Consider the following 25,569-nt stretch of genomic DNA (forward strand, 5'->3'; position numbering starts at 1 on the left):
CCCCGCCCCGGCCCGGACACCGCGGGAGATCTCAGTCCGGATACGGAGGAAACTCCGTCACCAGGTCCCGTACGTCGCCCCGCGCCGCGGTGGGCTCCGGGTCGCCCCTGAGTACCCCGGCGAGCAGCGTGGCCACCGCCCGCATCTCCCGCTCCCCCATGCCCTGCGTGGTCACGGCCGCGGTGCCCAGGCGCAGCCCGCGGGCGTCGCCGTGCGGCAGCGGGCAGCAGTCCAGGACGATCCCGGCCGCCGCCAGCCGCCCCCGTGCGGCCTTGCCGTCGACGCCGAGCGGGGCGGGGTCGACGGTGAGCAGATGGGTGTCCGTACCGCCGGTGGTGACGACCAGGCCCTCGGCCGCCAGGTGGGACGCGAGGGCCCGGGCGTTGGCGACCACCTGGTGGGTGTACGCGGCGAAGGCGGGGGTCGCCGCCTCCCCGAAGGCGACGGCCTTGGCGGCGATGGTGTGCATCTGGGCCCCGCCCTGGGTGAACGGGAAGACGGCCCGGTCGACCCGCTCGGCCAGTTCGCTTCCGCACAGGATCATGCCGCCGCGGGGGCCGCGCAGCACCTTGTGCGTGGTGGCGCACACGATGTCGGCGTACGGCACCGGGCTGGGCGCCGCTCCCCCGGCGACCAGCCCGATCGGGTGCGCGGCGTCCGCGATGAGGTAGGCGCCCACCTCGTCGGCGATGGCCCGGAAGGCGGCGTGGTCGACGTGGCGGGGGTAGGCGATGGAGCCGCACACGATGGCCTTGGGGCGGTGCGTGCGGGCCAGGGTGCGCACCTGGTCGTAGTCGATCAGCCCGGTCTCCGCGTCCACGCCGTAGCCGACGAAGTCGAACCAGCGGCCGGAGAAGTTCCCCGGCGAGCCGTGGGTGAGGTGGCCGCCGTACGGCAGGCCCAGGGCCAGGACGGTGTCGCCGGGACGCAGCAGGGCGGCGTAGGCGGCCAGCACGGCGGAGGAGCCGGAGTGCGGCTGCACGTTGGCGTGCTCGGCGCCGAACAGGGCCTGGGCGCGCTGCGCGGCGAGCCGCTCGGCGGCGTCGACGATCTCGCAGCCGCCGTGGTGGCGGGCGCCCGGGTAGCCCTCGGCGTACTTGTTGGCCAGCGGGGAGCCCAGGGCGGCCAGCACGGCGGGGGAGGTGAAGTTCTCGGCGGCGATCAGCTGGAGGGTCGTCGACTGCCGGCGGCCCTCGGCGAACAGGATCTCGGCCAGCTCGGGGTCCTGGCTCAGCAGGACGCCGAGCGAGCTGTCCTCGGCCTCGATGACGTCGTGGGTGACCGACATGGTGCGCTCCGGGCATGCGTCGACGGTGACGTACGACCAATGTAGGCCCGCGAGCCCCACCCCGCCTCACGCCCGCGCGGGAACCCCCGTCAGGGCCGTCACCACGGGGTCCAGCGCCTGGTGTATCTCGTCGCCGATCGAGCGGAAGAACGTCAGGGGCGCGCCGTACGGGTCGTACACCTCGTCCGCCTCCACCGTGGGCGCGAGGAGCCAGCCGCGCAGCGCGGCGGCCGCGCGGACCAGGGCGCGGGCGCGGGCGACGACGCCGTCCTCCAGGGGCGGGAGCGTCGCCGGGTCGATGGCGTTCACCAGGCGGGTGAACTCCTTCAGGGTGAAGGTGCGCAGGCCCGCCGAGTGGCCCATGGAGATGACCTGTGCCCGGTGGTCCCGGGTCGCGGTGAGGACCAGGTCGGCGCGGATCACGTGCTCGTCGAGCAGCTCGCGGCCGGTGAAGCCGGCGGGATCGGCGCCGAAGTCGGTGAGGACCGTCTCGGCGTTCGCCTCCATGGGGGCTCCCTCGTGGCCCCAGGTGCCGGCGCTCTCCACGATCAGGCCGCCGCCCAGCACGCCGAGCCGCTCCTGCACCGCGTGCCGGGTCAGCCGCTCGGTGATGGGCGAGCGGCAGACGTTTCCGGTGCTGACGTGGAGGATGCGGAAGCTGTCGCGCGGAAGTCCGACGAACGTGGTCGTGATCTCCGCGGCGCGTTCCCCGTTGCCTATGCCACGCCCCGTCTCAGGGGCCGTCAATTCGCCACCTCGAGGTCGGGTACCACCTTGCGCAGCTCCTCCGCCGACAGCGAGCCCGCGCGCAGCAGCACGGGCACCTCGCGGGTGACGTCGACGATGGACGACGGGACGATGCCGGGGGTGGGGCCGCCGTCGAGGTAGACGGAGACGGAGTCGCCGAGCATCTGCTGGGCCGCGTCGCAGTCCTCGGGGGCCGGGTGGCCGGTCAGGTTGGCGGAGGAGACGGCCATCGGGCCGACCTCGGTGAGCAGCTCGATGGCGACCGGGTGCAGCGGCATGCGGACGGCGACCGTGCCCCGGGTCTCGCCCAGGTCCCACTGGAGAGACGGCTGGTGCTTGGCGACCAGGGTCAGCGCGCCGGGCCAGAAGGCGTCGACCAGCTCCCAGGCCATCTCGGAGAAGTCGGTGACCAGGCCGTGCAGGGTGTTCGGCGAGCCGATGAGGACCGGGGAGGGCATGTTGCGGCCGCGCCCCTTGGCCTCCAGCAGGTCGCCGACGGCCTCCGGGGTGAAGGCGTCGGCGCCGATGCCGTACACGGTGTCCGTGGGCAGCACCACCAGCTCGCCCCGGCGGACGGCGGACGCGGCCTCGCGCAGACCGGTCACTCGGTCGGTCGCGTCGTTGGTGTCGTATCGCCGTGCCATTTAGCGGGCCTCCTCGTACACGTACTGCGGGATCTGCGGGGTCGAAGTCGGCGGGGTGCGGTCGCTCACGGCAGGGCCTTGCGGGCGGTCGCGAACCTGGGCCGGTTGTTGAGGTCGGGGTGGTCGGCCGCGTCGGCCCAGCCCCGCTCCTCGGTGAAGATCCACGGCACCTGGCCGCCCTGGGTGTCGGCGTGCTCGACGACGACCACGCCGCCGGGGCGCAGCAGCCGGTGCGCGGTGCGTTCCAGGCCGCGGATCAGGTCCAGGCCGTCCTCGCCGGAGAACAGGGCCAGTTCGGGATCGTGGTCGCGGGCCTCGGGGGCGACGTACTCCCACTCGGTGAGCGGGATGTACGGCGGGTTGGACACGACCAGGTCGACCTGGCCGTCGAGGTCCGGGAAGGCCGTCAGGGCGTCTCCCTGGCGCAGGTCGACCCTGGACCCCTCCATGTTCTTGCGCGTCCACACCAGGGCGTCCTCGGACAGCTCCACGGCGTGCACGCGCGAGCGCGGCACCTCCTGCGCGAGCGCGAGCGCGATGGCGCCCGAGCCGGTGCACAGGTCGACGATGCATGGCTCGACGACGTCCATGGCGCGCACCGCGTCTATGGCCCAGCCGACGACCGACTCGGTCTCGGGGCGGGGCACGAAGACGCCGGGGCCGACCTGGAGCTCCAGGTAGCGGAAGTAGGCGCGGCCGGTGATGTGCTGGAGCGGCTCGCGCGCCTCCCGGCGGGCGACGACCTCCCAGTACCGGGCGTCGAAGTCCGCGTCCGGCACGGTGTGCAGCTCGCTCCGCTTGACGCCGTGGAGATGCGCGGCGAGCTCCTCCGCGTCGGTGCGCGGCGAGGGCACGCCGGCGTCGGCCAGCCGCTGGGTGGCCTGGGCCACCTCCGCGAGCAGCAGGTTCACGCTGGTCCTCCGGGGCTGAGCTGGTCGTCCGGTACGGGCGTACGGGTGCGGCTACGGGGCTTACGCGGCGGCGAGCTTGGCCGCCGAGTCCGCGTCGACGCAGGCCTGGATCACCGAGTCGAGGTCGCCGTCCAGGACCTGGTCCAGGTTGTAGGCCTTGAAGCCGACACGGTGGTCCGAGATGCGGTTCTCCGGGAAGTTGTACGTGCGGATCTTCTCGGAGCGGTCGACGGTGCGGACCTGGCTGCGCCGGGCGTCCGCGGCCTCCTTCTCCGCCTCCTCCTGCGCCGCCGCGAGCAGCCTGGAGCGCAGGATACGCATCGCCTGCTCCTTGTTCTGCAGCTGGCTCTTCTCGTTCTGGCAGGAGGCGACGACTCCGGTCGGGATGTGCGTGATGCGCACGGCGGAGTCGGTGGTGTTGACGGACTGGCCGCCGGGCCCGGAGGAGCGGTAGACGTCGATGCGGAGGTCGTTGGGGTTGATCTCGACGTCGATCTCCTCGGCCTCGGGGGTGACGAGGACACCCGCGGCGGAGGTGTGGATCCGGCCCTGGGACTCGGTCGCGGGGACGCGCTGCACGCGGTGCACGCCGCCCTCGTACTTGAGGCGGGCCCAGACGCCCTGGCCGGGCTCGGTGGCGCCCTGGCCGCCCTTGGTCTTCACCGCGACCTGGACGTCCTTGTAGCCGCCCAGTTCGGACTCGGTGGAGTCGATGATCTCGGTCTTCCAGCCGATCCGCTCGGCGTAGCGCAGGTACATGCGCAGCAGGTCGCCGGCGAACAGGGCGGACTCGTCGCCGCCCGCGCCCGCCTTGATCTCGAGAATGACGTCCTTGTCGTCGCTGGGGTCGCGCGGGACGAGCAGCAGGCGCAGCTTCTCGGTGAGCTCCTCGCGCTGCTTGTCCAGCTCCTTGACCTCGGCGGCGAAGTCGGGGTCGTCGGCCGCGAACTCGCGCGCGGTCTCGATGTCGTCGCCGGTCTGCTTCCAGGAGCGGAACGTGGCGACGATCGGGGTCAGCTCGGCGTACCGCTTGTTCAGCTTGCGCGCGTTGGCCTGGTCGGAGTGGACCGACGGGTCGGCGAGCTTCTTCTCCAGGTCGGCGTGCTCGGCGACGAGTTCCTCGACGGCCTCGAACATCTTGGGCTCCTGCTTACTGCTTGGGAAGGGGAAGGCGGGCGACCAAAAACGCCGGTCCCGGCGCTCCCCGGGGAGGGGATGCGGCCGTGGACCGGCGGTTGGAGGCTCGCTACTTCTTGGAGCCGGCGGCCTTGCCGAAGCGGGCCTCGAAGCGGGCCACACGGCCACCGGTGTCGAGGATCTTCTGCTTGCCCGTGTAGAACGGGTGGCACTCGGAGCAGACCTCGGCCCGGATGGTGCCGGACTCGATGGTGCTGCGGGTGGTGAACGACGCGCCACAGGTGCAGCTGACCTGCGTCTCGACGTACTCGGGGTGGATGTCGCGCTTCAAGGTGTCTCCTACTGTTCCGGGAGGGCGCCGGGTCGCTTCCACGGGATGCGGGAGCGTGAACCGGAGCCGACGTACCAGTCTGCCAGGACTGGCGCCATCCCCCAAAACCGGGGGGCGGGGTGATCTATTCCCCGGAGTTGACGACGCCCTTGGCCTCACCGGTGGCCGTGCCCTGCGTGGCCGACTCCGGGATCGGGCGGTCGTTCTTGAGGGCCGTCCACACCTGGTCGGCCTTGGTCTTCTCCAGGAGCACCCGGTTCGGGTCCGCGGGGTCGTAGACCACCGGCATGGTGATCATGTGCATCTTGTCCGGGCCGATGCCCTTCAGGCTGCTCGCGAAGGACATCAGGGAGTTGACCGAGCCCAGGTCGGAGTCGGTGGTCACGGTCTTGGTGGCGGTGTCGGCGATGTCGTACAGCTTCTTGGGGTTGCCGAGCAGGCCGACGTCCTTGACCTGGTCGACCAGGGCCTTGACGAAGGCCTGCTGGAGCTGGATGCGGCCGAGGTCGGAGCCGTCGCCGACGCCGTGCCGGGTGCGGACCAGGCCGAGGGCCTGTTCGCCGTCGAGCGTGTGGGTGCCGGCGGGCAGGTCGAGGTGGCTGTCGGGGTCCTTGATGGCCTCGGTGGTGGTGACGTCGACGCCGCCCAGGTCGTCGATGAGGTTCTGGAAGCCGCTGAAGTCGACCTCCAGGTAGTGGTCCATGCGCAGGCCGCTGATCGACTCGACGGTCTTCACGGCGCAGGCGGCGCCGCCGGTGGAGTAGGCGGAGTTGAACATGACGTCGTCGGCGGCGGGGTGCTCGCCGCCGTCGGTGTCGGTGCAGTCGGGGCGGTCGATGAGGGTGTCGCGCGGGATGGAGACCACGCTGGCCTTCTTGTGGCCCTTGTAGACGTGCACGATCATCGCGGTGTCCGAGCGGGCCGTGCCGTCGTCGGTGCCGCCGCCGAGCTTCTTGTTGCCGCCGGAGCGGGTGTCGGAGCCGAGGACCAGGATGTTCTCCGAGCCGTTGTCGGCCTTGTCGGGCCGGTCGGCGCCGAGCGCCTGGTCGATGTCGACGCTCGTGAGGTTGCCGTTGAGCTTGAAGTACAGGACTCCGGCTCCGGTGCCGCCCAGGACCACGATGCCCGCGGCGCTCCAGGCCGCGACGAGCAGGGCCTTGCGCCGCTTGGCCGTGGGCTTGCGGCGGCGGCCCTTGCCCCGGCGGCCGGGGCCGGGGGTGCGGGACTGGCCGGGGCCGGGTATCGCGGGATCCGGCGTGCTCTCGGCGGACATGGGCTCCTCGGTGTTCGTCCGGTCGGTTACCCCCTGCGCTCAGGGTCGGGTCGGTCGGCTCCGGCGGGTTGGGCGCCGGTACCTCACCATGGTCCCTCCGTAGCTCAGACGGCGGAACTCGGGACAGGGTTGCACAACGGTCTGTGGCGACCCGGTGCGGAAACGGTGACGGAGCGTGTTCGGCGATCCGGGGCGCACCTCGCTGACCTGGGCGTCCGCGGGGCCCGGTCCGTACGCGCCGGAGCGGGCCCCAGGCCGGAGCGTGTGGCGAAGGTCGCAGCCGCGGGCCGGACGGACGGCGACGGGGCCGCCCCCGAGGTGGAGGCGGCCCCGTGGGGGATCGTCCGCTCAGCCGAAGAGGTTGAACGCGTTCCAGCCGCCGCCGACCCGGACCCGGGTCTTGAACGTGGCCGTGCCCGACGTGCCGGTGCCCTTGTAGAGCCACATCACACCGGAGCTGTCGCGGGCCAGCAGGTCGGGCCTGCCGTCACCGGTGATGTCACCGGCGGTGGCGAGGGCGCCGTAGGTGTTCCAGCCGCCGCCGACCTTGACCCGGCTGCCCAGCGCCGGTGCGGCCTTCCCGGTGCCCGGGTACAGCCACAGGACGCCCGAGCCGTCCCGCGCCAGCAGGTCGGGCCTGCCGTCGCGGTTGTAGTCGCCCTTGCCGGTGATCGTGAAGGAGGCCCAGCCGCCGCCGATCCGGACGCGGCTGCCGAACGTGCCGTCGCCCTTGCCCGGGTAGAGCCACAGGACGCCGTCCTTGTCCTTGGCGACCAGGTCGGGCAGGGCGTCGCCGGTGAGGTCGCCCGGGACGCGGAGGTCCTTCATCGCGTTCCAGCCGCCGCCGACCCGGATCGACTCGTAGCTGTCGACCCCGTCGAAGGCGAGGGTGTACAGCACGCCGTCCGAGGCGCGGTACACGTAGTCCTGGTAGAAGTCGCGGTCCAGGTCGCCCTGACGCACCAGGTTCACCCCGCCCCAGTCGCCGAGCGAGAGGCGATTGGCCAGGTAGGGCGCCTGGTCGCCGACGGAGTAGTACTCGTACGCCTCGCCGCCGGGGGTGCGTGCGAACAGGTCCGCCAGGCCGTCGAAGTCGAGGTCGGTGTCGTCGACGCGGGAGTTGACCTCGCCGACGTAGGAGCTGACCTTGGCGTAGGCGGCGTAGGCGCCCGAGGCGACGCAGTCCTCGACGCCCCAGGACACCACGCCGGCGATCCGGCCGTTGACCACGAGCGGGCCGCCGGAGTCGCCGTTGCACGGGGAGACCGTACCGGCGTCCTGGCCGGAGGCCGGGTCACCGGCGCAGGCCATCTGGCCGGGCACGAAGTCGGAGCCCCAGTACGAGGTGCAGGAGGCGTCCGAGCGCATCGGCACGGTCGCCTTCCGCAGCGTCGGCGAGATCTCCTGGCTGGTGGAGCTGGTGCGCCCCCAGCCGTAGACCGTCGCCGGGGTCCCGTTGGCGTAGGAAGCGGTGTCGCCGCTCGTGGTGGGCCGCAGGGTCTTGTACGGCAGCGCCTCGGTCAGCGTGAGCACCGCCAGGTCACCGCCCGAGGTGCTGCTCGGCCGGTACGTGGGGTTGACCCACTGGCGCCACACCCCGGTGACCCGGCCGCCGTGCAGGCCCGTTTCGTCGGGCAGCTGGGCGGTGCCGGCGACGATGGTGCCGTGTTCCGTCCAGTCCAGGCCGTACACGCAGTGCGCGGCGGTGAGGACCTTCGCCGGGGCCACCAGGGTGCCGCCGCAGAAGTAGCCCTCGTCGTCGGCGGGGTCGGCGTTGCCCTTGTCGTCGTAGTAGTGCAGCTGCACCATCCACGGCGCCTCGGAGATCGACGCGTCCTTGCCGCCGATGATCTTGGGGTCGACCCTGCCGGACGGGGCCCCGGTGCTCACGCCGGCCTCCGGCTGCGCGCCGGGAGCGGTCGCGGTGCCGTTCTTGAGGGCGGCCCCGGAGTCCAGGGCGCGCTGCGCCAGCTCGGCGGGGGACGCGGTGGCGGGCCGTTCGGTGACGGCCGGCCGGGGCGGGACGGGGGTCTCGCCGGACGCCTGGGCGGGGGCGGCCGCGAGGACCGCGCCCGACAGGGCGAGTGCGGCGGTGGCCGCGGGAAGAGCCAGCCGGGCTCTTCGAGGGGTAGAGGTCACTCAGGTCTCCTGTCGCTGTAGACGCAGGCAGGAGAGAAGCGCCGGGCGGGCGCGGGTCCGTGCGTGCGGACAGCACGGATCACCGATCGCCCCGTGGGCGTATCCGAAAATACGTTCCCCCCCACTGCGGTGCGCTGATCCTACAAGCCCGGCACGCCAGAAGTCCCGCCCCGTCACCTGCGTGACGAAGCGGGACTTCGGGTTCCGGACCGTGAGCGGGCCGGTGGTGACTCAGTCGCCGTTGCCGGGCGTCGGCGTCGTCTTCTGGATCTGCATCAGGAACTCGGCGTTCGACTTGGTCTGCTTCATCTTGTCGAGGAGCAGTTCGATCGCCTGCTGCTGGTCGAGGGCGTGCAGCACCCGGCGCAGCTTCCAGGTGATGGCCAGCTCGTCGCTGCCGAGCAGGATCTCTTCCTTACGGGTGCCGGACGCGTCCACGTCCACCGCCGGGAAGATGCGCTTGTCGGCGAGCTTGCGGTCGAGCTTGAGCTCGGCGTTGCCGGTGCCCTTGAACTCCTCGAAGATGACCTCGTCCATGCGGGACCCGGTGTCCACCAGGGCGGTGGCGAGGATGGTCAGCGAACCGCCGTCCTCGATGTTGCGGGCCGCACCGAAGAAGCGCTTCGGCGGGTACAGGGCGGTCGAGTCGACACCACCGGACAGGATGCGGCCGGAGGCCGGGGCGGCGAGGTTGTACGCACGGCCCAGACGCGTGATCGAGTCGAGCAGCACGACGACGTCGTGACCCAGCTCCACCAGGCGCTTGGCGCGCTCGATGGCCAGCTCGGCGACCGTGGTGTGGTCCTCGGCCGGGCGGTCGAAGGTCGAGGAGATGACCTCGCCCTTCACCGACCGCTGCATGTCGGTGACCTCTTCCGGACGCTCGTCGACCAGGACGACCATCAGGTGGCACTCGGGGTTGTTGTGCGTGATCGCGTTGGCGATCGCCTGCATGATCATGGTCTTGCCGGTCTTCGGCGGGGCCACGATCAGACCGCGCTGCCCCTTACCGATCGGCGCGACCAGGTCGATGATGCGGGTGGTGAGGACGCCCGGGTCCGTCTCCAGGCGGAGGCGGTCCTGCGGGTACAGCGGGGTGAGCTTGTTGAACTCCGGGCGACCGCGGCCGTGTTCGGGGGCCATGCCGTTGACCGAGTCCAGGCGCACCAGCGCGTTGAACTTCTCGCGGCGCTCGCCCTCCTTGGGCTGGCGCACGGCACCGGTGAGGTGGTCGCCCTTGCGCAGGCCGTTCTTGCGGACCTGGGCGAGGGAGACGTACACGTCGTTCGGGCCGGGCAGGTAGCCGGAGGTCCGGATGAACGCGTAGTTGTCGAGGATGTCGAGGATGCCGGCGACCGGGATGAGGACGTCGTCCTCGTTGATCTGCGGCTCCTGGATCTCGTCGCGTCCGCGACGGCCCCGGCGGTCCCGGTAGCGGCCGCGGCGGCCCCGACGGCCGCCGTCGTCGTCGTAACCGTCGTCGTGCTGCTGACGGTCCTGGCGGCCGCCGCCACCCTGCTGCTGGCGGTCCTGGCGGCCGCCGCCCTGGTTCTGCTGGTCGTCGCCCTTGTTGCGCCGGTCGCGGCCGCCACGGTCACCGCGGTCACCGCGCTCGCCACGGTCACCGCGCTCGCCGCGGTCACGGCGGTCGCGACGGCGGCCCTCGCCGCCCTCACCGTCGGAACGGGCGTCGCCCTGACCCTGGTGGCCCTGCGTCTGCTGCTGCGCGGCCGAGGCGTCGGCCTTCGGCTCGGCGCGGGTCTCGACGGCCACCGTGTCGGTGCCGCCGGAGGGGCTGCCCGCGTCGGCGGTGGCCCGGCGACGACGGCGCTCGGAGGGGGCGTCGTCGGCGGGAGCGGCCTGCTCGGCCGAGGCGTTGACCTTGGGGGACGGCTGACCGGGGATGTCGATCTGCTGCTGGGCGGCCTGGTCGGCGGCCGCCTTGTCCGCCTTCTTGCCGGCCTTGCCGGCCTTCTCCGCCTTCTCGGCGGGGGCCTCGTCGCCCGTACGGGTCCGGGAGGTGCTGCGGCGCTTCGGCTTGGTCTCGCCGGCGGTGTCCGCGGCGGCGGGCGCGGCCTTGGCGGGGGCTCCCCCCGCGGCCTGCGCCTCCTTGATGACCTCGATCAGCTGGCTCTTGCGCATACGCGCGGTGCCCCTGATGCCGAGGCCGGATGCGACCTGCTGCAGCTCGGCCAGCACCATGCCCTCGAGGCCGGTACCGCGGCGCCGCCGGGAGCCGGCACCGGTGGCAGGCGCGGAGGCGTCCGTGGCGGGCGCGGCAGCGGTCTCCTCGACACGTGCGCCCATCAGATCGGTGGTGTCGCTCACGAAGGGTCCTTCCCTGGAGCGGACGTCGGCCTGTCTGGCTCGGCGACCGGTTGTGCTGTCCGGCTTCGGTCCTTGCTGTGCGAACCGTGCCGGGGCGGTGGTCCGCCTGAACGGCGGAAGAGATATCTGGTGATGGCGCTTCCCCTAGCCGTGGCACTCGGTGTCTGTGTCATGCGGCGTGGTCGCACCGGTTCCGAAACTCCCCCAGAGGGGGTAACCCCCACCGGTGGGCCGCTCAATGCAGGTGTCGGCCGTACTGATCACGTACGACATCCACTGCACAAGGCGACTTGGGGGGCTCCCGGAAGAATGTCTGTCCCGGACGGGGACACGAGGCACCTCGCCATGGTGGGGTCGGGTGCAGACTTGAGATTAACACTACCGGATCCAACAAACATTCCCCCTCTCGAAATCCGGCAACCGTCCGCGTCAGGTGTCACTGGCGGTCGCCAGGGGCAGGACGCTCGCGCCCTGCTGGTCCAGGCCGAGCCGGTTGGCCGCCCAGTCCGTGCCGGCCAGCGCCTCGACCTTGTCGGCCGTGTCGGCATCGGCCAGTGCCATCACCGTGGGTCCGGCACCCGAGATCACCGCGGGGATGCCGTCGCCGCGCAGCCGTTCCACCAGTGCCGCGCTCTCCGGCATGGCCGGCGCGCGGTACTCCTGGTGCAGGCGGTCCTCGGTGGCCGGCAGCAGCAGCTCGGGGCGCCGGGTGAGGGCCTCGACGAGCAGCGCGGCGCGGCCGGCGTTGGCGGCGGCGTCGACGTGCGGGACGCTGCGCGGGAGCAGTCCGCGCGCGGTCTGGGTCAGTACCGGCTTCCCGGGCACGAAAACCACCGGAACGATGGAATCGGAGGGCTCCATCCTGATCGCCCGGGCGGCGCCGGACTCCATCCAGGACAGGGTGAAACCGCCCAGCAGACAGGCCGCCACGTTGTCGGGGTGGCCCTCGATCTCGGTGGCGAGGTCGAGCAGCGCGGCGTCGTCGAGGCGGGCCTCGCCGCCTATGGTCACCGCGCGCGCGGCGACGATCCCGGCGCAGATCGCGGCGGAGGAGGAGCCGAGGCCGCGGCCGTGCGGGATGCGGTTGGCGCAGACGATCTCCAGGCCGCGCGGCTGTCCGCCGAGCAGGTCGAAGGCGGTGCGCAGGGACCGGACGAGGAGGTGCTTCTCGTCGCGCGGGAGGGTCTCGCTGCCCTCACCCGCGATGTCGATGTGCAGCCCGGAGTCGGCCACCCGGACGACCACGTCGTCGTAGAGACCCAGCGCGAGGCCGAGGGCGTCGAAGCCCGGACCGAGATTGGCGCTGGTGGCGGGGACGCGCACCCTGACGGCGGCGGCGCGGAACGCTGGACCGGCCATCGCTCGATGACTCTCCTTGAGCTGCGTGACTGTCGAAACTGCCGTGACTGTGATGACTGCCGTGACTGCCGTGACTGTCGAATGACATTCGATGACGAGGACGATGACGTACCCGGCCCTGGGCGCGACCGCGGAGACAGCGCGGCACCGCGGCATATGCGGCAGGCGGGTTAGGTACAGCCTATCGAAGGAAGGTTCTGTGGCGACATAGGGCGCACAGGAGGCGCACGATGCGTGTCGTAAGCCCCCTGTGCACCCCCCGTGAGTGACATTCCCGGCTGGGCGTCGCTTACGCCCTCCTGCGCCGGGCGCCTTGCACGGGTGCGGCGCGCAGCGGCGCTCGGACCGGGCCGAGCCGCTCGGGCTCGGACCAGGCCGCTCCGGCTCAGACCAGGCCGAGCCGCTCGGCCGCCGTCGCCGCGTCGACCGGGACGGTGACCGGCTGCGGGGCGCCGGCGACGGCCCAGTCCGGGTCCTTCAGCCCGTTGCCGGTGACGGTGCAGACGATGCGCTGCCCCGGGTCGACCTTGCCCTGCTCGGCGGCCTTCAGCAGACCGGCCACCGACGCGGCGGACGCGGGCTCCACGAAGACGCCCTCCTGGGAGGCCAACAGCCGGTAGGCGCGCAGGATCTCACGGTCCGTCACCTCGTCGATGGCACCGCCCGACTCGTCCCGCGCGGCGAGCGCGAAGTCCCACGAGGCGGGGTTGCCGATCCGGATGGCGGTGGCGATGGTCGACGGGTCCTTGACGACCTCGCCGCGCACGATCGGGGCGGAGCCGGAGGCCTGGAACCCCCACATGCGGGGCCTGCGGGTACTGACCCCGTCGGCGGCGTACTCCTTGTACCCCTTCCAGTACGCGGTGATGTTGCCCGCGTTGCCCACCGGGAGGACGTGTATGTCGGGCGCGTCGCCGAGCATGTCCACGATCTCGAAGGCGGCCGTCTTCTGCCCCTCGATACGCACCGGGTTGACCGAATTGACCAGCGCCACGGGGTAGTTGTCGCTGAGCGCGCGGGCGAGCGTGAGGCAGTCGTCGAAGTTGCCGTCGACCTGGAGGATCTTCGCGCCGTGCACGAGGGCCTGGCCCATCTTGCCGAGCGCGATCTTGCCCTGCGGCACGAGCACGGCGGAGACCATGCCCGCGCGCACGCCGTACGCGGCGGCGCTCGCGGACGTGTTGCCGGTGGACGCGCAGATGACGGCCTGCGCGCCCTCCTCCTTGGCCTTGCTGATGGCCATGGTCATGCCGCGGTCCTTGAAGGACCCGGTCGGGTTCGCCCCCTCGACCTTGAGGTGGACCTCGCAGCCCGTGCGCTCGGAGAGCACCTGCGCGGGCACGAGCGGGGTGCCGCCCTCACGGAGCGTCACGACGGGCGTGCTGTCGGAGACGGGCAGCCGGTCCCGGTACTCCTCGATGATTCCGCGCCACTGGTGGGTCATTGCTGGTTACTCTCCTTCAACCCGCATGATGCTGGCGACACCCCGCACGGTGTCGAGCTTGCGCAGCGCCTCGACCGTACCGCCGAGGGCGGCGTCGGACGCGCGGTGGGTGACGACGACGAGGGATGCCTCGCCGTCCTTGCCGGACTGCCGCACGGTGTCGATGGAGACACCGTGCTCCGCGAACACGGTCGCGACCTGGGCGAGCACGCCCGGTTTGTCGGCCACGTCGAGGCTGATGTGGTAGCGCGTGACGACGTCGCCCATCGGGGAGACGGGCAGCGCGGCGTAGGCGGACTCACCGGGTCCGGTCGCTCCGCCGATCCGGTTGCGGCACACGGCCACCAGGTCGCCGAGGACGGCGGACGCGGTCGGCGAACCGCCCGCGCCGGGCCCGTAGAACATGAGCTGACCGGCGGCGTCGGACTCGACGAAGACCGCGTTGTAGGCCTCGCGCACATTGGCCAGCGGATGACTGAGCGGGATCATCGCGGGATGCACGCGCGCGGTGACCGACCCTCCGTCCGCCGCCCGCTCGCAGATGGCGAGCAGCTTGATGGTGCAGCCCATCTCCTTGGCGGAGGCGAAGTCGGCGGCGGTGACCTCGGTCATGCCCTCGCGGTAGACGTCGTCGAGGCGCACGCGCGTGTGGAAGGCGATCCCGGCGAGGATGGCGGCCTTGGCGGCGGCGTCGAAGCCCTCGACGTCGGCGGTCGGATCGGCCTCCGCGTACCCGAGGGCGGTGGCCTCGTCGAGCGCCTCCTGATACCCGGCACCGGTCGAGTCCATGGCGTCGAGAATGAAGTTGGTCGTCCCGTTGACGATGCCGAGCACCCGGTTGACCTTGTCGCCGGCGAGGGACTCGCGCAGCGGCCGGATCAGCGGGATGGCACCGGCGACGGCGGCCTCGTAGTAGAGGTCCTTGCCGTGCTCGTCGGCCGCGGCGTGCAGGGCTGCGCCGTCCTGGGCGATGAGCGCCTTGTTGGCGGAGACCACGGAGGCGCCGTGCGCGAAGGCGGTGGTGATGAGCGTCCGCGCGGGCTCGATCCCCCCGATCACCTCGACGACGACGTCGATGTCCCCGCGCTTGACGAGGGCGGTGGCGTCGGTGGTGACGAGGGCCGGGTCGATGCCCTCGCGCACCTTGTCGGGCCGCCGTACGGCGACACCCGCGAGCTCCACCGGGGCCCCGATCCGGGCGGCGAGGTCGGCGGCGTGCGTCGTCATGATGCGCGCCACCTCTGAGCCGACCACTCCACAGCCCAGCAGCGCCACCTTCAGCGGACGCGTACGCATCATCCGACCTCGTTTCCTTCATACCGTCTACGGTTGGACCAGTCTCACGCACCGGACGGGATTTTCTGCCTTTCGTCCGGATCGTGAGACGTTTATTTCATTTTCGGAGGGGCCGCGAGCCGGAAGATCTTCGCCGGCCCCCTCCTCGGGCGGGGGGCTCCGCCGCCCGGGCCGCCCCGGGGCGTCACCCGACGTCGAGACGCAGCAGATCCTCCTCGGTCTCCCGCCGCACGATGACCCGCGCCGCGCCGTCCCGCACGGCGACGACCGGCGGTCGCAGCGCGTGGTTGTAATTGCTGGCCATGGAGCGGCAGTACGCCCCCGTCGCCGGTACGGCGATCAGGTCACCGGGGGCCAGGTCCCCCGGCAGGAACGCGTCCTTCACCACGATGTCCCCGCTCTCGCAGTGCTTGCCGACGACGCGCACGAGCATCGGCTCGGCGTCCGAGGTGCGGGAGACGAGGGCGACGCTGTACTCGGCGTCGTACAGCGCGGTCCGGATGTTGTCCGACATCCCGCCGTCCACGGAGACGTACGTCCGCAGCCCGTCGAGCGGCTTGACGGTGCCGACCTCGTAGAGCGTGAAAGCGGTGGGTCCGACGATGGCCCGCCCGGGCTCGACGGAGATGCGGGGGGTGGCGAGCCGGGCGGCCTCGCACTCCCGCGTCACGATCTCGGTCAGCGCCTTGGCGATCTCGTGCGGCTCGCGGGGGTCGTCGTCGCTGGTGTACGCGATGCCGAGGCCGCCCCCGAGGTCGATCTCGGGCAGCTCCACCCCGTGCTCGTCCCGGATGTCCTTCAGCAGCCCCACCACCCGGTGCGCGGCGACCTCGAACCCGGACATGTCGAAGATCTGCGACCCGATGTGCGAGTGGATCCCGATGACCTCCAGCCCGTCGAGCTGGAGCGCCCGCCGCACGGCCTCGGCGGCCTGCCCGCCGGCCAGCGGAATCCCGAACTTCTGGTCCTCGTGGGCGGTGGCGATGAACTCGTGCGTGTGCGCCTCGACGCCGACGGTGATCCGGATCTGCACCCGCTGCCGCTTGCCCAGCGACTGGGCGATGTGCGCGACCCGCACGATCTCCTGGAACGAGTCGAGCACGATCCGCCCCACCCCGGCCCGGACGGCGCGCTCGATCTCCTCCGGCGACTTGTTGTTGCCGTGGAAGGCGATCCGCTCGGCGCTCATCCCGGCGGCGAGCGCGGTGGCCAGCTCCCCGCCGGAGCACACGTCGAGGTTGAGCCCCTCCTCGTCCAGCCACCGCACGACGGCGCGCGACAGGAAGGCCTTGCCTGCGTAGAAGACGTCGGCATCGGCACCGAAGGCGGTGCGCCAGGCCCGCGCCCGGTCCCGGAAGTCGGCCTCGTCGAGGACGTAGGCGGGGGTGCCGTACTCCTCGGCGAGCTGGGTGACGGGGAGCCCACCGACGGTGACGACACCGTCCGCGTCCCGCCCGACGGTGTGGGACCAGACCTTGGGGTCGAGGGCGTTCAGATCGTCCGCGGGCGCGGAGTAGTGCCCTTCGGGAAGGACATCGGCGTGCCGGGGCCCGGCGGGGTGTGCGGAACGGCTCATGGCGTCTTCTGTGCTCTCTCAGAGGTGGTCGGGTGCGTCGATGCCGAGGAGGGCCAGGCCGCCGGCCAGCACCGCCCCGACGGCTTCGGCGAGCGCCAGCCGGGCACGGTGGGCGGCCGAGGGTTTCTCCCCACCGCGCGGCAGCACGGTGGGCAGGAACGGCAGCGCGAGGTCGGCGACGCCGACGAGGTGCCGGGCGAGCCGGTCGGGGGCGCGGTGGTCCGCGGCGGCGGCGAGGACGCGGGGGTGGTCGGCGAGGGCGGCGAGGAGGTCCGGCTCTACGTCTGCGAGGGGGCCGGGTTCGGCGGTGAACCCGAGGTCGGCGGCGTTGCGCGAGGCGGCACGGGCGCGGGCGTGCGTGTACCGCACACGGAAGAGGGGGTTGCTCTCCCGCTGCACGAGGTGCTGGTCACCGACCCGGGGCCGGTCGTGGGCCGCGGGGTGCAGCAGGGCCCAGCGTCCGGCATCGCGCCCGAGGGCGAGCAGCTCGGCGGAGGCGGGCGCGGGTACGGGAACGGGCCGGACGTTGACGGCCAGCTCGGCGGAGGCCGGCACGGGTACGGGAACGGGAACAGGCCGGACGTTGACGGTCAGCTCGGCGGGAGCGCGCCCGACGGCGTCCACGGTGACCCCGAGGACGGAGGTCCAGACGGGCTCGACCCCCTCGGCGGTCACCCGCACGAGGGCCCCCTGGGAACGCAGCATCCGCGCGGCGACCTCACCGACGACGACGGCACGCAGGTCGTGCGGGCAGTGCAGCCGCACGACGCGCCCGCCGGGCTGGTCGGGCGCGTTGACGTACCCGTCGACGTACCCGTACCGGTCCCCCCGGCGCAGGATCTCGCCGACGAGCCCGACACCGGAGGCGGCCCGGTCGAGACTGATGTTGAGGAACCCCGGCCCGGTGAGGACGACGTCGGTGATCCCGTCGACCCCGAGGAGGTGGGGCCGCAGCACCTCGGCGACCTTCAGGGGCGGCTGCCCGGCCGGGCGGGCCAGCTGGAGGGCGATGCTGGTGGCGTAGTCCCCGCACCCGCCGGACCCCGGCGGCGCGACCACGGCACGCGTCGGAACGGCCACGCTCAGCTCCCCCGCGTCGACGGCGCGACGCACCGCGTGCAGCACGGTGCGGGAGAGCTCTACGGGTGTCACGGGACAAGCGTATGGGAGGAAGGGGGTGGGTAAGCGAACCGATTTGCGGCAGTCCCGAGATATGGACGAAAGCCGGGGGGCAAGCGAAAGCCGAGGGGCCCCGATACGCACCCCGACCGCTCCCCGGCCGCACGCGACCACGCCCCGACCGCTCCCCGGAGACACCCGAAGGCACCACCCCGGACGCCTCCGCCTCCAGGACCTCCGATCACGCCTGGGCGGACGCCTCACTCTCCCCGGCGAGCCCGCGCACCCGCGGCAGCGGCGCGCCGGCCCCTGACGCCCCCTTGAGACCCTTGACGCCGCCGGCCCCACCGATCTTCCGCTCGACCAACTGCCGTACGAGACGGATCAGCTCGGCGGGCTCGAAGGGCTTGGACAGGAAGGCGTCGGCCCCCGCGGCGAACCCGGCGTCGACCTCGTACTGCGTACAGGCACTGACGATCGCGATCGGCAGCTCCCGCGTACGCGGATCGGCACGCAGCCGGGCAGCGGTCCTGAGCCCGTCCAGCCGAGGCATGACCACGTCCAGCGTCACCGCGTCGGGCCGCACCTGATGAACGACTTCCAGACACTCGACACCATCGCCCGCGGTCACGACCTCGAAGCCCTCCAGCTCGAGATTGACCCTGATCAGCTGCCGGATGACCTTGTTGTCGTCCACAACAAGAATCCGGCCGGACGCCTTAGGCACAACTCGAGAGTAGGTCCGGACCGGCCACCGCGTCCGGGTTTTCCCCACTTCCACCCCCTGCGGGGGACAACGCCCCGCAGGAGCACTCCCACGACCCGCCAAAACCCGTTCATGACCACCCCGGACGAGCTGGTAGTGTTCTACCCGTCGCCGCGAGCAACACCAACCGCGACGGACACGCCCCCGTAGCTCAGGGGATAGAGCAACGGCCTCCGGAGCCGTGTGCGCAGGTTCGAATCCTGCCGGGGGCACACTGTGTAAGTGTGCCCGAGACCCCGCCCTCAGCGAGTCAGCTGAAGTCGGGGTCTTCGCGTATGTGCAGGCGTATGCCGTTCGGAGCGGGCGTATGTCGGGGCGGACTTGGGCTGTCTCCCCTGGTCGGCCTCGGAGTTCTGGAGCGTCCATCACCCGGCGTTCGGCCAGTCCTGAGGAGGTGGAGGCTGGGTCGGGTCGTTCTGTCGCTCCACTTGGTGCGCGTTCTCCCCTCGTAGGGTCGTCAACCAGGGCCATAGATCCGGCAGAGGTTGTGCGGGGCAGGCGAGGCGGTGCTCGACGCGGCACCGCTGGAACTGGTCCGGCGGGCACACCCCGTAGACCGTCACCCGTCCATCGGACAGTTCGATCCATCGGCGCTCCGCCGGCACCGTGTGAGCCAGGGGTTTCATGTCCGGCTCCAGCAGGACCCACTCCCGCTCGAGCGTCGGCGCCCGGTCTTGCAACAGCCCGCAGTCGGGACACCGGGACTGCCCACCGTTCAGCCACCGCGGTTCCCTCTCCAAAAGCCCCATACCGTGAGGGTCACCAGTCCTTCAGTCCGAGCGTAGAGCGCGAACCAGACGGGACGCCTGGGGCGGCAGTCCATCGGCGATGCACGACGAGACGCGGCAGGTGCAGTCAACAACGACCGACCGACGACACACGGCCGGGACATGGCGGAACCCCTGCAGTTAACGCGGGCTCCCCTCCGGCTTGCGATCGACGAGCTGCCCACAGGGCAGACTGTGCCTCATGGGAACAGAGGGCAGGGCCATCTTGCTGCGGGCCGGACGGTGCTGATGAGTACCGGCCTGCCCTTCTTCCGCTATCACCCAGATCCCATTGCCAGCGGATCGATCTGTGCGGCCGCCGAGAGGTGCGCTCGCTGCCGGCGCGACAGAGGATGGATCTACACGGTCGCTTTCTATTCCGCCCAGGACGTCAGCGGACGGTTCTGTCCGTGGTGCATCGCAGACGGGAGCGCGGCTGAGCGCTTCGCGGGAGAGTTCACGGACTCCTACGGGCTCGACGGTGTCAGCGAGGAGGTCTTGCACGAGGTCACCCGCCGCACCCCTGGTTTCCATGCCTGGCAGGATCCGCACTGGCTTGTCCATTGCCGGGACGCAGCCGCCTTCGTGGGCGAAGTCGGGTACGCCGAGCTCGCGGCACACCCCGAAGCGCTCGACCGGCTGCGGACCGACATGCGCCTCGACGGCTGGCACGACCAGAGCCGGCTTGAGCGCTTCCTGGTCGGCCTGGGCAAGGGGGCAAGCGCGATGCTCTTCCGCTGCACCGGCTGCGGGACCCACCTCGCCTACGCTGACGCGTCCTGAATCGTCCGTACTGAGGTAAGAGCCGTACCGAGCCGCCCAGGGGCTTTTCTGCGTTCCTGTCATGTGGTGGGCGCAAGGGGTGCAGCACTCACCAGAGGTGTGACGCGTGGTGATCTGAGCGGACCGTCGGGGGTGTCCGCGGGATCGGTCACACGGGGGAAGTCCAGCACCCAGGTCCTGTTACCGGTGAAGATGTGCTCCTGTCGGTGCGGGGCTTGCCGGAGTTGTTCGACGGGGTCCCGGGCTGAGAGTTCCCGGGTCCCGCTCAGCGCTCGTAGCCTGGGGCGGTGGAGCGGATTCTGGTGAGTGCCTGTCTGATGGGCAGGCCGGTGAGGTACGACGGGGGTGCCAAGACGGTCGGTGACGAAGTCGTCGGGCGGTGGCGGGACGAGGGGCGGGTGGTCGTCTTCTGTCCGGAGGTGTCCGGCGGGCTGCCCGTGCCGCGGCCGCCGGCGGAGATCGTGGGCGGGGACGGTGCCGATGTGCTGGACGGGGTCGCCCGGGTGCTCACCGCGTCCGGGGAGGATGTGAGTCGGCAGTTCGTTCGCGGTGCCCTGCTTGCGTTGGGGGCGGCTCGTGCGGCCAGCGTTCGCGTGGCGTTGTTGAAGGAGTCCAGTCCTTCGTGCGGTTCGCTGCGCGTCTATGACGGGCGGTTCGCGGGGACGCGGGTGCCGGGGCACGGCGTGACCACGGCGCTGTTGCGGCGGGCGGGGGTGCGGGTGTTCGGGGAGGATCGGATTGCCGAGGCGGCGGCCTGCCTGCGTGAGCTCGAAAGCGGCCATGCCTCGCGCTGACCTCGGCCCCCAAGCGTCAGTCCCACTCCCACTCCCACTCCCACTCCCACTCCCACTCCCACTCCCACTCCCACTCCCACTCCAGGCACACGATGCCCGGGCCGGCTTCCTGTTCCCTCAGGTGCGCGCCGCGGTAGCCGTTGAGGGGTCTGCGGGGGACTCCGACGGCGGCACCGCCTCGGTGTGGACGGGCCGGATTTCCGGTGAGTGGCAGGCGGTCAACTTCGCCGCCGGTGGTGACGAGATCGGCTGCCCCCGCCCGCGCCGAGGCCGACGCGGCGGGCTTCCGGGAGTCCCGGCTGAAACGTACGGTCCCGAGTGACCGGGGGCCGCGCCGACAAGATGCCGGGGCTGGTGCCCTCGTGTTGGCCAGTGCGGCCGGGGTGGCCAGGGTGGCCGGTGGTGTGCTGCTGCCGCGTCGACGGCGGCGGCTCGCCGGGGGGTGAACCGGACCCTGGCCGCGGGCCCCCGATGCGCGTACGGCGGTCGGGGGCCGTCGGGGGCCCGTCAGGCAGCGCCGGGCTCGGTGAGCGCCTCCGACAAGGGCTTGCGGGTCAGGGCCGGGACCTCGCAGTCGGGGGATGCGTAGCCGACAGGGAAGAGGATGTAGGGGCGTTCGTTGCCGGGGCGTTCGCAGATGCGGGTGAGGAAGGCCATCGGGTTGGGGGTGTGGGTGAGGGTGCTCAGGCCCATCGCGTGCAGGGCGGTGATGAAGAGGCCGCAGGCGATGCCCACGCTCTCGTTCACGTAGTAGTTCTTGCGCAGCGAACCGTCCGGCATCGCGGTGCTCTTCTCGGCGAAGCAGACCACGATCCACGGGACGACGTCGAGGAAGCCCTTGTCGGAGTCCGTTTCGAGGGGGGCGAGCGCGGCGCGCCACTCGGGTGGGATGCGTCCGCCCTCATAGTTGACCCGTTCCTCCTCCTCCGCGGCGACCCGGATGCGGTGCTTCGTCTCGGCGTCGCCGATCACGGCGAACTTCCACGGCTGGAAGTGGGCGCCGGAGGGCGCGGTGTTCGCGGCGGCGACCGCGAGTTCGACGCACTCGCGCGGGACCGGCTCGTCGCTGAAGAACCGCACGCTGCGCCTGCGGTCGACGAACGACACGAAGTCCCTTCCCCGCCGGACCATGTCGGCCTCGTCGTAGCGGTCGGGCCGGTAGGGGACGAACGGGTGCGTGTGCTGCCTCACGGGTCTCCTCCTGGACGGGAGCCCTTAGGGTGGGGCGCGGAGTGTCCAATGGGCAACAGATGTATCTTTCAGTTGCTTATTTGGTAGTTGTGGCGGCCCCTTGGTGCCTCTCAGGTGGCAGATCGGCAGGTACGGTGGCACGACAAGGGCTCGACCGGCTCGACGGGCGGATGCTGCGGCTGCTCCGGGAACGTCCGCGGGAGGGGTTGTTGGAGGTCGCCCGGCAACTCGGGGTCGCCCGCGGTACGTTGCAGGCGCGGCTCGACCGGTTGACCGGCTCCGGCGTGGTGACCGGGTACGGGCCGGACGTGGACGTCGCCGCCCTCGGGCACGTGGTCCAGGCGTTCACCACGTTCGAGGTGGACCAGTCGGCCCGGGAGGCCATCGCGGTCCGGATGCGTGCGGTGCCGCAGATCCTGGAGGCGCACGTCGTGACCGGGCCCGGTGACATCTGGTGCCGTATCGCGGGGACGAGCAACCAGCACGTGCAGCAGGTGATCGACCATGTGCTGGAGGTGCCGGGAGTGCGGCGCAGTACGACGGTCATCGCACTGAGCGCGGTCGTGCCGTATCGCGTCCAGCCTCTGGTCGACGAGGTGTCCGGTCTGTCGGAGCCCCGGGGCTGACTCGGCGCTCAGCCCCGCCAGATCTCCCGGATGCGTTCCGCGTGGGCCGTGCCCTGGCGCCGGCCCGCGCGCGCCGCCCCGGGGATGCGGGAGGCGTCCAGGGCGTTGCGGCCGAAGGCGCGGCGGGCCTCCCGGTCGGGGGTCAGCAGGGCGACCCGGGTACCGCGCGCGGAGAGGGTCTCGGCCTGGCTCCGTGCGCTCGGGCTCGCTCCCGCCCCCTTGGGGATCGGGGCCAGCACGACGACGCGCGCGCAGTCGTCGACCAGGTCGGCGTTGGTCGTGGAGCGGACGCCGCCGTCCATCCAGCGGCCCGAGCCGATGGTGATCGGCGGGAAGAGGGGCGGCAGTGCGCAGGTGGCCGACATGGCGTGCAGCAGGTCGGTCCCGCTGTCGGCGTCGAAGGCGGTCGGTTCGCCGGTGAGCGCGTCGACGGCGAACATCCGGACGGCTCTGTCGGGCCATTCCCGTACGGGGAGATGGGGGCCGATGGCGTCGAGGACCGCGGTCTGCGGCACGTCGCGTACGGAGAGCGCGAGCCGTCCAAGGCGCTTCACCACCGTCTCCGGGTCCCGGGAGCCGAGCGCGGCCCACAGGTATCTCACCGTCATGCCGAACGTGAAGTCCACGTCCAGCATGGCGCGTTCGCGGTTGAGCTGCTCCTTGTAGAGGTCGGCCGGGGCCGATCCCCCGGCCAGGTCCAGCGCCAGCAGCGAACCCGCCGACGTGCCCGCCAGGACGTCGGCGTCCGCGAGGTCCACCCCGGCGTCGGCCAGGCCCGCCAGGACGCCGATCTGCCATCCGTACGCGGTCAGGCCGCCCCCGCCCAGCACCAGTGCCGTATCCGCCACGTCCACCCCTTCCCATACTGGGGACCACTCCCCGTTTACTGCCGCGGCCGACGCTAGCAGGTAACCGGGGAGTGGTCCACGTTTAGGGTGGGCGCCCGTATCAGGTGCGGGCCAGCACCGAACCCACCACCTGCCTCAGCATCGACGCCGGGTCGGGGGCGGGCCCCGGGGAGCGCCAGGCCACGAAGCCGTCGGGGCGGACCAGGACCGCGCCGCCCCGGGTCACTCCGTGGGCGCGCGCCCAGTCGGTCTCCTCGTCGTCCGGGACCAGGTCGGCCCCGGGCGTCCCGCCCACGCGGTACGACGTCAGCGGGACGCTCATGCCGGCGGCCACCTCGGCGGCCGCCTCGTGCCAGCCGGTGGGCTGGGCCGCGTCGCTGAGCAGGACCAGGGAGTCCTCGTAGAGGTCCAGGGTGGACAGGCGCTGCTCGCCCCTGCGGAGCCAGAGGTGGGGAGCCCGGCTGCCGGGTGCGCCGGTGAGGTCGAGGCCCTCCGGGACGACCGGCGTCGCCGGGTCGGCGCCGACCACCGCGCCCCGGGGGTAGCGGTAGCCGAGGGCGACGTTGAGGATCCCGCGCTGCGGACCGCCGCCGGGCCCGCGGCCGGGCGCTCCGCCGGGACCGCCGCCACCGGGGGCTCCGCCGGGACCGCTGGCACCGGATGCTCCGCCAGGACCACCGCCACCGGGTGCTCCGCCGGGACCGCCGGCCGCGCCTCCCGGGCCACCGGGACCGCCCGTCGCCCCACCCGGGCCACCGGGACCACCGGGACCACCCGCACCCCCGGCAGCCCCGGGCGCGCTCCCCGGCCCGCCGGGGCCACCAGGTGCCCCCGGCCCGCCAGGTGCCCCGCCCGGCCCCCCGCCCCCCATGACCGGCGGCGGGGCGAAGCCCGGGTGGCTGTGTTCGACCGAGCGGTGGGCGGCGCGGGCGCTGGTGGCCTCCGCGACCGGGCGCCGTTCCATGTCGTACGTGTCCAGGAGCCCCTCGCCCGCCCAGCCCTCGAGGACCGCGGCCAGCTTCCAGGCGAGGTTGTGGGCGTCCTGGATGCCGGTGTTGGAGCCGAAGGCGCCGGTGGGGGACATCTCGTGGGCCGAGTCGCCGGCCAGCAGGACGCGGCCGGAGCGGTAGCTGCGGGCGACGCGCTGGGCGGCGTGCCAGGGGGCCCTGCCGGTGATCTCGACGTCCAGGTCGGGGTCGCCGATCGCGCGGCGGATGTGGGCGGCGCAGCGCTCGTCGGTGAAGTCCTCGACGGTTTCGCCCTGTTCGGGGTGCCAGGGGGCGTGGAAGACCCAGTTCTCCCGGTTGTCGACGGGCAGCAGGGCGCCGTCGGCGTTCTCCTCCGTCAGGTAGCAGACGATGAAGCGGCGGTCGCCCACGACGTCGGCGAGGCGACGGGAGCGGAAGGTGATGCTGACGTTGTGGAAGAGGTCGCCGGGGCCGCTCTGGCCGATGCCGAGCTGCTCGCGGACGGGGCTGCGGGGGCCGTCGGCGGCGACCAGGTAGTCCGCGCGGATGGTGGTGTGCTCCCCGGTCTCCCGGCTCTTCACGATGGCCGTGACGCCCTCGGTGTCGGCCTCGAAGGAGAGCAGTTCGGTGCCGAAGCGGAGGTCGCCGCCGAGGGTGACGGCGTGGGTGAGGAGTTCGGGTTCCAGGTCGTTCTGGCTGCACAGGCACCACGAGCTGGGGCTGAAGCGGGCCAGTCCGTTGCCCGGGTCGATCTGCTTGAACAGCCACTCCCCCGCGTCGCCGACCAGGGTCGGTGTCTGGAGGATGCCGTGGTTGTCGGCCAGGGTGGCGGCGGCCCGGCGGATGTCGGGCTCGGTGCCGGCCACCCGGAAGATCTCCATCGTGCGGACGTTGTTGCCGCGTCCCCGGGGGTGGATGGAGGTGCCGGCGTGGCGTTCCACCACGGTGTGCCGGACGCCCAGCCGTCCCAGGAACACCGACATCGACAGGCCCACCAGGGACCCGCCGACGACGAGGACCGGTACGCGGTGGGTCCGGCCGGCCCCAGGGGCGGCTGTGCCGGACCGGTCGGCTCTTTCGTTCATGGTTGCTCGTCCTCCGTTGCGACAGACATGAGTGACATACGTGGATGAGGGACGTGGGTGACATACGTGGATGAGGGACGGGGTGACACACGTGGATGAGGGACGTGGGTGACGGGCGCGCCCCGCGACAGGTGTGCGCCGGGGCCTTC

22 protein-coding genes and 1 tRNA gene are annotated in these 25,569 nt (G+C 72.0%); 4 read left to right on the forward strand and 19 right to left on the reverse strand.

The genetic code is table 11. The annotated features are described in order from the left end of the window. Positions 1 to 31: 31 nt before the first annotated feature. The 15 genes from glyA to B9W62_RS12365 form a co-directional block, all read right to left on the reverse strand. Positions 32 to 1,288 carry a serine hydroxymethyltransferase gene (gene glyA, locus B9W62_RS12295; protein ID WP_087807220.1) on the reverse strand — a complete coding sequence of 419 codons (1,257 nt, stop codon included), beginning with the start codon at positions 1,286 to 1,288 and terminating at the stop codon, positions 32 to 34. 66 nt (positions 1,289 to 1,354) lie between these two features. After that, the gene (locus tag B9W62_RS12300) at positions 1,355 to 2,035 is read right to left on the reverse strand and encodes an arsenate reductase/protein-tyrosine-phosphatase family protein (RefSeq protein ID WP_087807221.1); all 681 of its coding nucleotides are present in this window, start codon (positions 2,033 to 2,035) and stop codon (positions 1,355 to 1,357) included. Next, complete coding sequence (locus B9W62_RS12305; protein WP_087807222.1) at positions 2,032 to 2,679, reverse strand: L-threonylcarbamoyladenylate synthase; 648 nt, start codon at positions 2,677 to 2,679, stop codon at positions 2,032 to 2,034. The genes B9W62_RS12300 and B9W62_RS12305 overlap by 4 nt, the downstream gene beginning before the upstream one ends. 65 nt (positions 2,680 to 2,744) lie before the next feature. After that, a complete protein-coding gene (prmC, locus tag B9W62_RS12310; RefSeq protein WP_087807223.1) occupies positions 2,745 to 3,590 on the reverse strand; it encodes a peptide chain release factor N(5)-glutamine methyltransferase in 846 nt (281 codons plus the stop codon). Between the two features lie 60 nt (positions 3,591 to 3,650). After that, positions 3,651 to 4,727 carry a peptide chain release factor 1 gene (prfA, locus tag B9W62_RS12315; RefSeq protein WP_087807224.1) on the reverse strand — a complete coding sequence of 359 codons (1,077 nt, stop codon included), beginning with the start codon at positions 4,725 to 4,727 and terminating at the stop codon, positions 3,651 to 3,653. A gap of 109 nt (positions 4,728 to 4,836) precedes the next feature. After that, complete coding sequence (rpmE, locus tag B9W62_RS12320; RefSeq protein WP_015657814.1) at positions 4,837 to 5,058, reverse strand: 50S ribosomal protein L31; 222 nt, start codon at positions 5,056 to 5,058, stop codon at positions 4,837 to 4,839. 124 nt (positions 5,059 to 5,182) lie between these two features. Continuing rightward, positions 5,183 to 6,331: an LCP family protein gene (locus B9W62_RS12325; protein WP_087807225.1), complete on the reverse strand. Its 1,149-nt coding sequence runs from the start codon at positions 6,329 to 6,331 to the stop codon at positions 5,183 to 5,185. Positions 6,332 to 6,679: 348 nt separating this feature from the next. Further along, positions 6,680 to 8,470, reverse strand: a complete 1,791-nt coding sequence (locus B9W62_RS12330; RefSeq protein WP_087807226.1) for a trypsin-like serine protease — start codon at positions 8,468 to 8,470, stop codon at positions 6,680 to 6,682. Positions 8,471 to 8,701: 231 nt separating this feature from the next. Continuing rightward, a complete protein-coding gene (rho, locus tag B9W62_RS12335; protein ID WP_087807227.1) occupies positions 8,702 to 10,798 on the reverse strand; it encodes a transcription termination factor Rho in 2,097 nt (698 codons plus the stop codon). A 429-nt stretch (positions 10,799 to 11,227) separates the two neighbouring features. After that, positions 11,228 to 12,157 (reverse strand): homoserine kinase, encoded by a 930-nt coding sequence (gene thrB, locus B9W62_RS12340; protein ID WP_087807228.1) that lies wholly within the window; start codon positions 12,155 to 12,157, stop codon positions 11,228 to 11,230. Between the two features lie 385 nt (positions 12,158 to 12,542). After that, the gene (gene thrC / locus B9W62_RS12345) at positions 12,543 to 13,601 is read right to left on the reverse strand and encodes a threonine synthase (protein ID WP_087807229.1); all 1,059 of its coding nucleotides are present in this window, start codon (positions 13,599 to 13,601) and stop codon (positions 12,543 to 12,545) included. Between the two features lie 6 nt (positions 13,602 to 13,607). Next, the gene (locus tag B9W62_RS12350; protein ID WP_179235453.1) at positions 13,608 to 14,900 is read right to left on the reverse strand and encodes a homoserine dehydrogenase; all 1,293 of its coding nucleotides are present in this window, start codon (positions 14,898 to 14,900) and stop codon (positions 13,608 to 13,610) included. A 181-nt stretch (positions 14,901 to 15,081) separates the two neighbouring features. After that, the gene (lysA, locus tag B9W62_RS12355; RefSeq protein ID WP_087807230.1) at positions 15,082 to 16,473 is read right to left on the reverse strand and encodes a diaminopimelate decarboxylase; all 1,392 of its coding nucleotides are present in this window, start codon (positions 16,471 to 16,473) and stop codon (positions 15,082 to 15,084) included. 18 nt (positions 16,474 to 16,491) lie between these two features. Further along, complete coding sequence (nrtL, locus tag B9W62_RS12360) at positions 16,492 to 17,625, reverse strand: ArgS-related anticodon-binding protein NrtL (RefSeq protein WP_087807231.1); 1,134 nt, start codon at positions 17,623 to 17,625, stop codon at positions 16,492 to 16,494. Positions 17,626 to 17,833: 208 nt separating this feature from the next. Further along, a complete protein-coding gene (locus tag B9W62_RS12365; RefSeq protein ID WP_087807232.1) occupies positions 17,834 to 18,319 on the reverse strand; it encodes a response regulator in 486 nt (161 codons plus the stop codon). 179 nt (positions 18,320 to 18,498) lie between these two features. On the opposite strand from B9W62_RS12365, the gene B9W62_RS12370 reads away from it, so the two are divergent. Continuing rightward, a tRNA-Arg gene (locus tag B9W62_RS12370) sits at positions 18,499 to 18,570 on the forward strand. Between the two features lie 153 nt (positions 18,571 to 18,723). Here B9W62_RS12370 and B9W62_RS40690 read toward each other — a convergent pair. Further along, the gene (locus B9W62_RS40690) at positions 18,724 to 19,107 is read right to left on the reverse strand and encodes a DUF6083 domain-containing protein (protein ID WP_256976301.1); all 384 of its coding nucleotides are present in this window, start codon (positions 19,105 to 19,107) and stop codon (positions 18,724 to 18,726) included. Between the two features lie 267 nt (positions 19,108 to 19,374). Between B9W62_RS40690 and B9W62_RS12380 the strand changes: the two genes are divergently transcribed. Together B9W62_RS12380 and B9W62_RS12385 are read left to right on the forward strand one after the other, a co-directional pair. Next, positions 19,375 to 19,908: a CbrC family protein gene (locus B9W62_RS12380; RefSeq protein ID WP_087811871.1), complete on the forward strand. Its 534-nt coding sequence runs from the start codon at positions 19,375 to 19,377 to the stop codon at positions 19,906 to 19,908. A gap of 287 nt (positions 19,909 to 20,195) precedes the next feature. Further along, positions 20,196 to 20,702, forward strand: coding sequence for a 2-thiouracil desulfurase family protein (locus tag B9W62_RS12385; protein ID WP_087807233.1), 507 nt, complete (start codon positions 20,196 to 20,198; stop codon positions 20,700 to 20,702). Between the two features lie 507 nt (positions 20,703 to 21,209). On the opposite strand, the gene B9W62_RS12390 is transcribed toward B9W62_RS12385, so the two are convergent. After that, complete coding sequence (locus B9W62_RS12390) at positions 21,210 to 21,893, reverse strand: nitroreductase family protein (RefSeq protein WP_087807234.1); 684 nt, start codon at positions 21,891 to 21,893, stop codon at positions 21,210 to 21,212. 134 nt (positions 21,894 to 22,027) lie between these two features. Here B9W62_RS12390 and B9W62_RS12395 point away from each other — a divergent pair, with 134 nt between their 5' ends. Beyond that, complete coding sequence (locus tag B9W62_RS12395; RefSeq protein ID WP_087807235.1) at positions 22,028 to 22,519, forward strand: Lrp/AsnC family transcriptional regulator; 492 nt, start codon at positions 22,028 to 22,030, stop codon at positions 22,517 to 22,519. A gap of 8 nt (positions 22,520 to 22,527) precedes the next feature. Here B9W62_RS12395 and B9W62_RS12400 read toward each other — a convergent pair whose 3' ends face one another. Continuing rightward, entirely contained in the window at positions 22,528 to 23,367 is an 840-nt protein-coding gene (locus B9W62_RS12400; RefSeq protein ID WP_179235455.1) for a patatin-like phospholipase family protein, read from the reverse strand. Positions 23,368 to 23,467: 100 nt separating this feature from the next. Next, positions 23,468 to 25,420, reverse strand: coding sequence for an FAD-dependent oxidoreductase (locus B9W62_RS12405; protein ID WP_087807237.1), 1,953 nt, complete (start codon positions 25,418 to 25,420; stop codon positions 23,468 to 23,470). Between the last annotated feature and the right edge of the window lie 149 nt (positions 25,421 to 25,569).

The sequence above is a fragment of the Streptomyces sp. CS113 genome, from assembly GCF_002188365.1.
Classification (GTDB): domain Bacteria; phylum Actinomycetota; class Actinomycetes; order Streptomycetales; family Streptomycetaceae; genus Streptomyces; species Streptomyces tendae.

Coding starts and splice junctions, on each gene's coding strand:
- glyA (WP_087807220.1), bottom strand. CDS start 1,288: ATGTCGGTCACCCACGACGTCATCGAGGCCGAGGACAGCTCGCTCGGC.
- B9W62_RS12305 (WP_087807222.1), bottom strand. CDS start 2,679: ATGGCACGGCGATACGACACCAACGACGCGACCGACCGAGTGACCGGT.
- prfA (WP_087807224.1), bottom strand. CDS start 4,727: ATGTTCGAGGCCGTCGAGGAACTCGTCGCCGAGCACGCCGACCTGGAG.
- B9W62_RS12325 (WP_087807225.1), bottom strand. CDS start 6,331: ATGTCCGCCGAGAGCACGCCGGATCCCGCGATACCCGGCCCCGGCCAG.
- thrB (WP_087807228.1), bottom strand. CDS start 12,157: ATGGCCGGTCCAGCGTTCCGCGCCGCCGCCGTCAGGGTGCGCGTCCCC.
- thrC (WP_087807229.1), bottom strand. CDS start 13,601: ATGACCCACCAGTGGCGCGGAATCATCGAGGAGTACCGGGACCGGCTG.
- B9W62_RS12350 (WP_179235453.1), bottom strand. CDS start 14,900: ATGATGCGTACGCGTCCGCTGAAGGTGGCGCTGCTGGGCTGTGGAGTG.
- lysA (WP_087807230.1), bottom strand. CDS start 16,473: ATGAGCCGTTCCGCACACCCCGCCGGGCCCCGGCACGCCGATGTCCTT.
- B9W62_RS40690 (WP_256976301.1), bottom strand. CDS start 19,107: ATGGGGCTTTTGGAGAGGGAACCGCGGTGGCTGAACGGTGGGCAGTCC.
- B9W62_RS12380 (WP_087811871.1), top strand. CDS start 19,375: ATGAGTACCGGCCTGCCCTTCTTCCGCTATCACCCAGATCCCATTGCC.
- B9W62_RS12405 (WP_087807237.1), bottom strand. CDS start 25,420: ATGAACGAAAGAGCCGACCGGTCCGGCACAGCCGCCCCTGGGGCCGGC.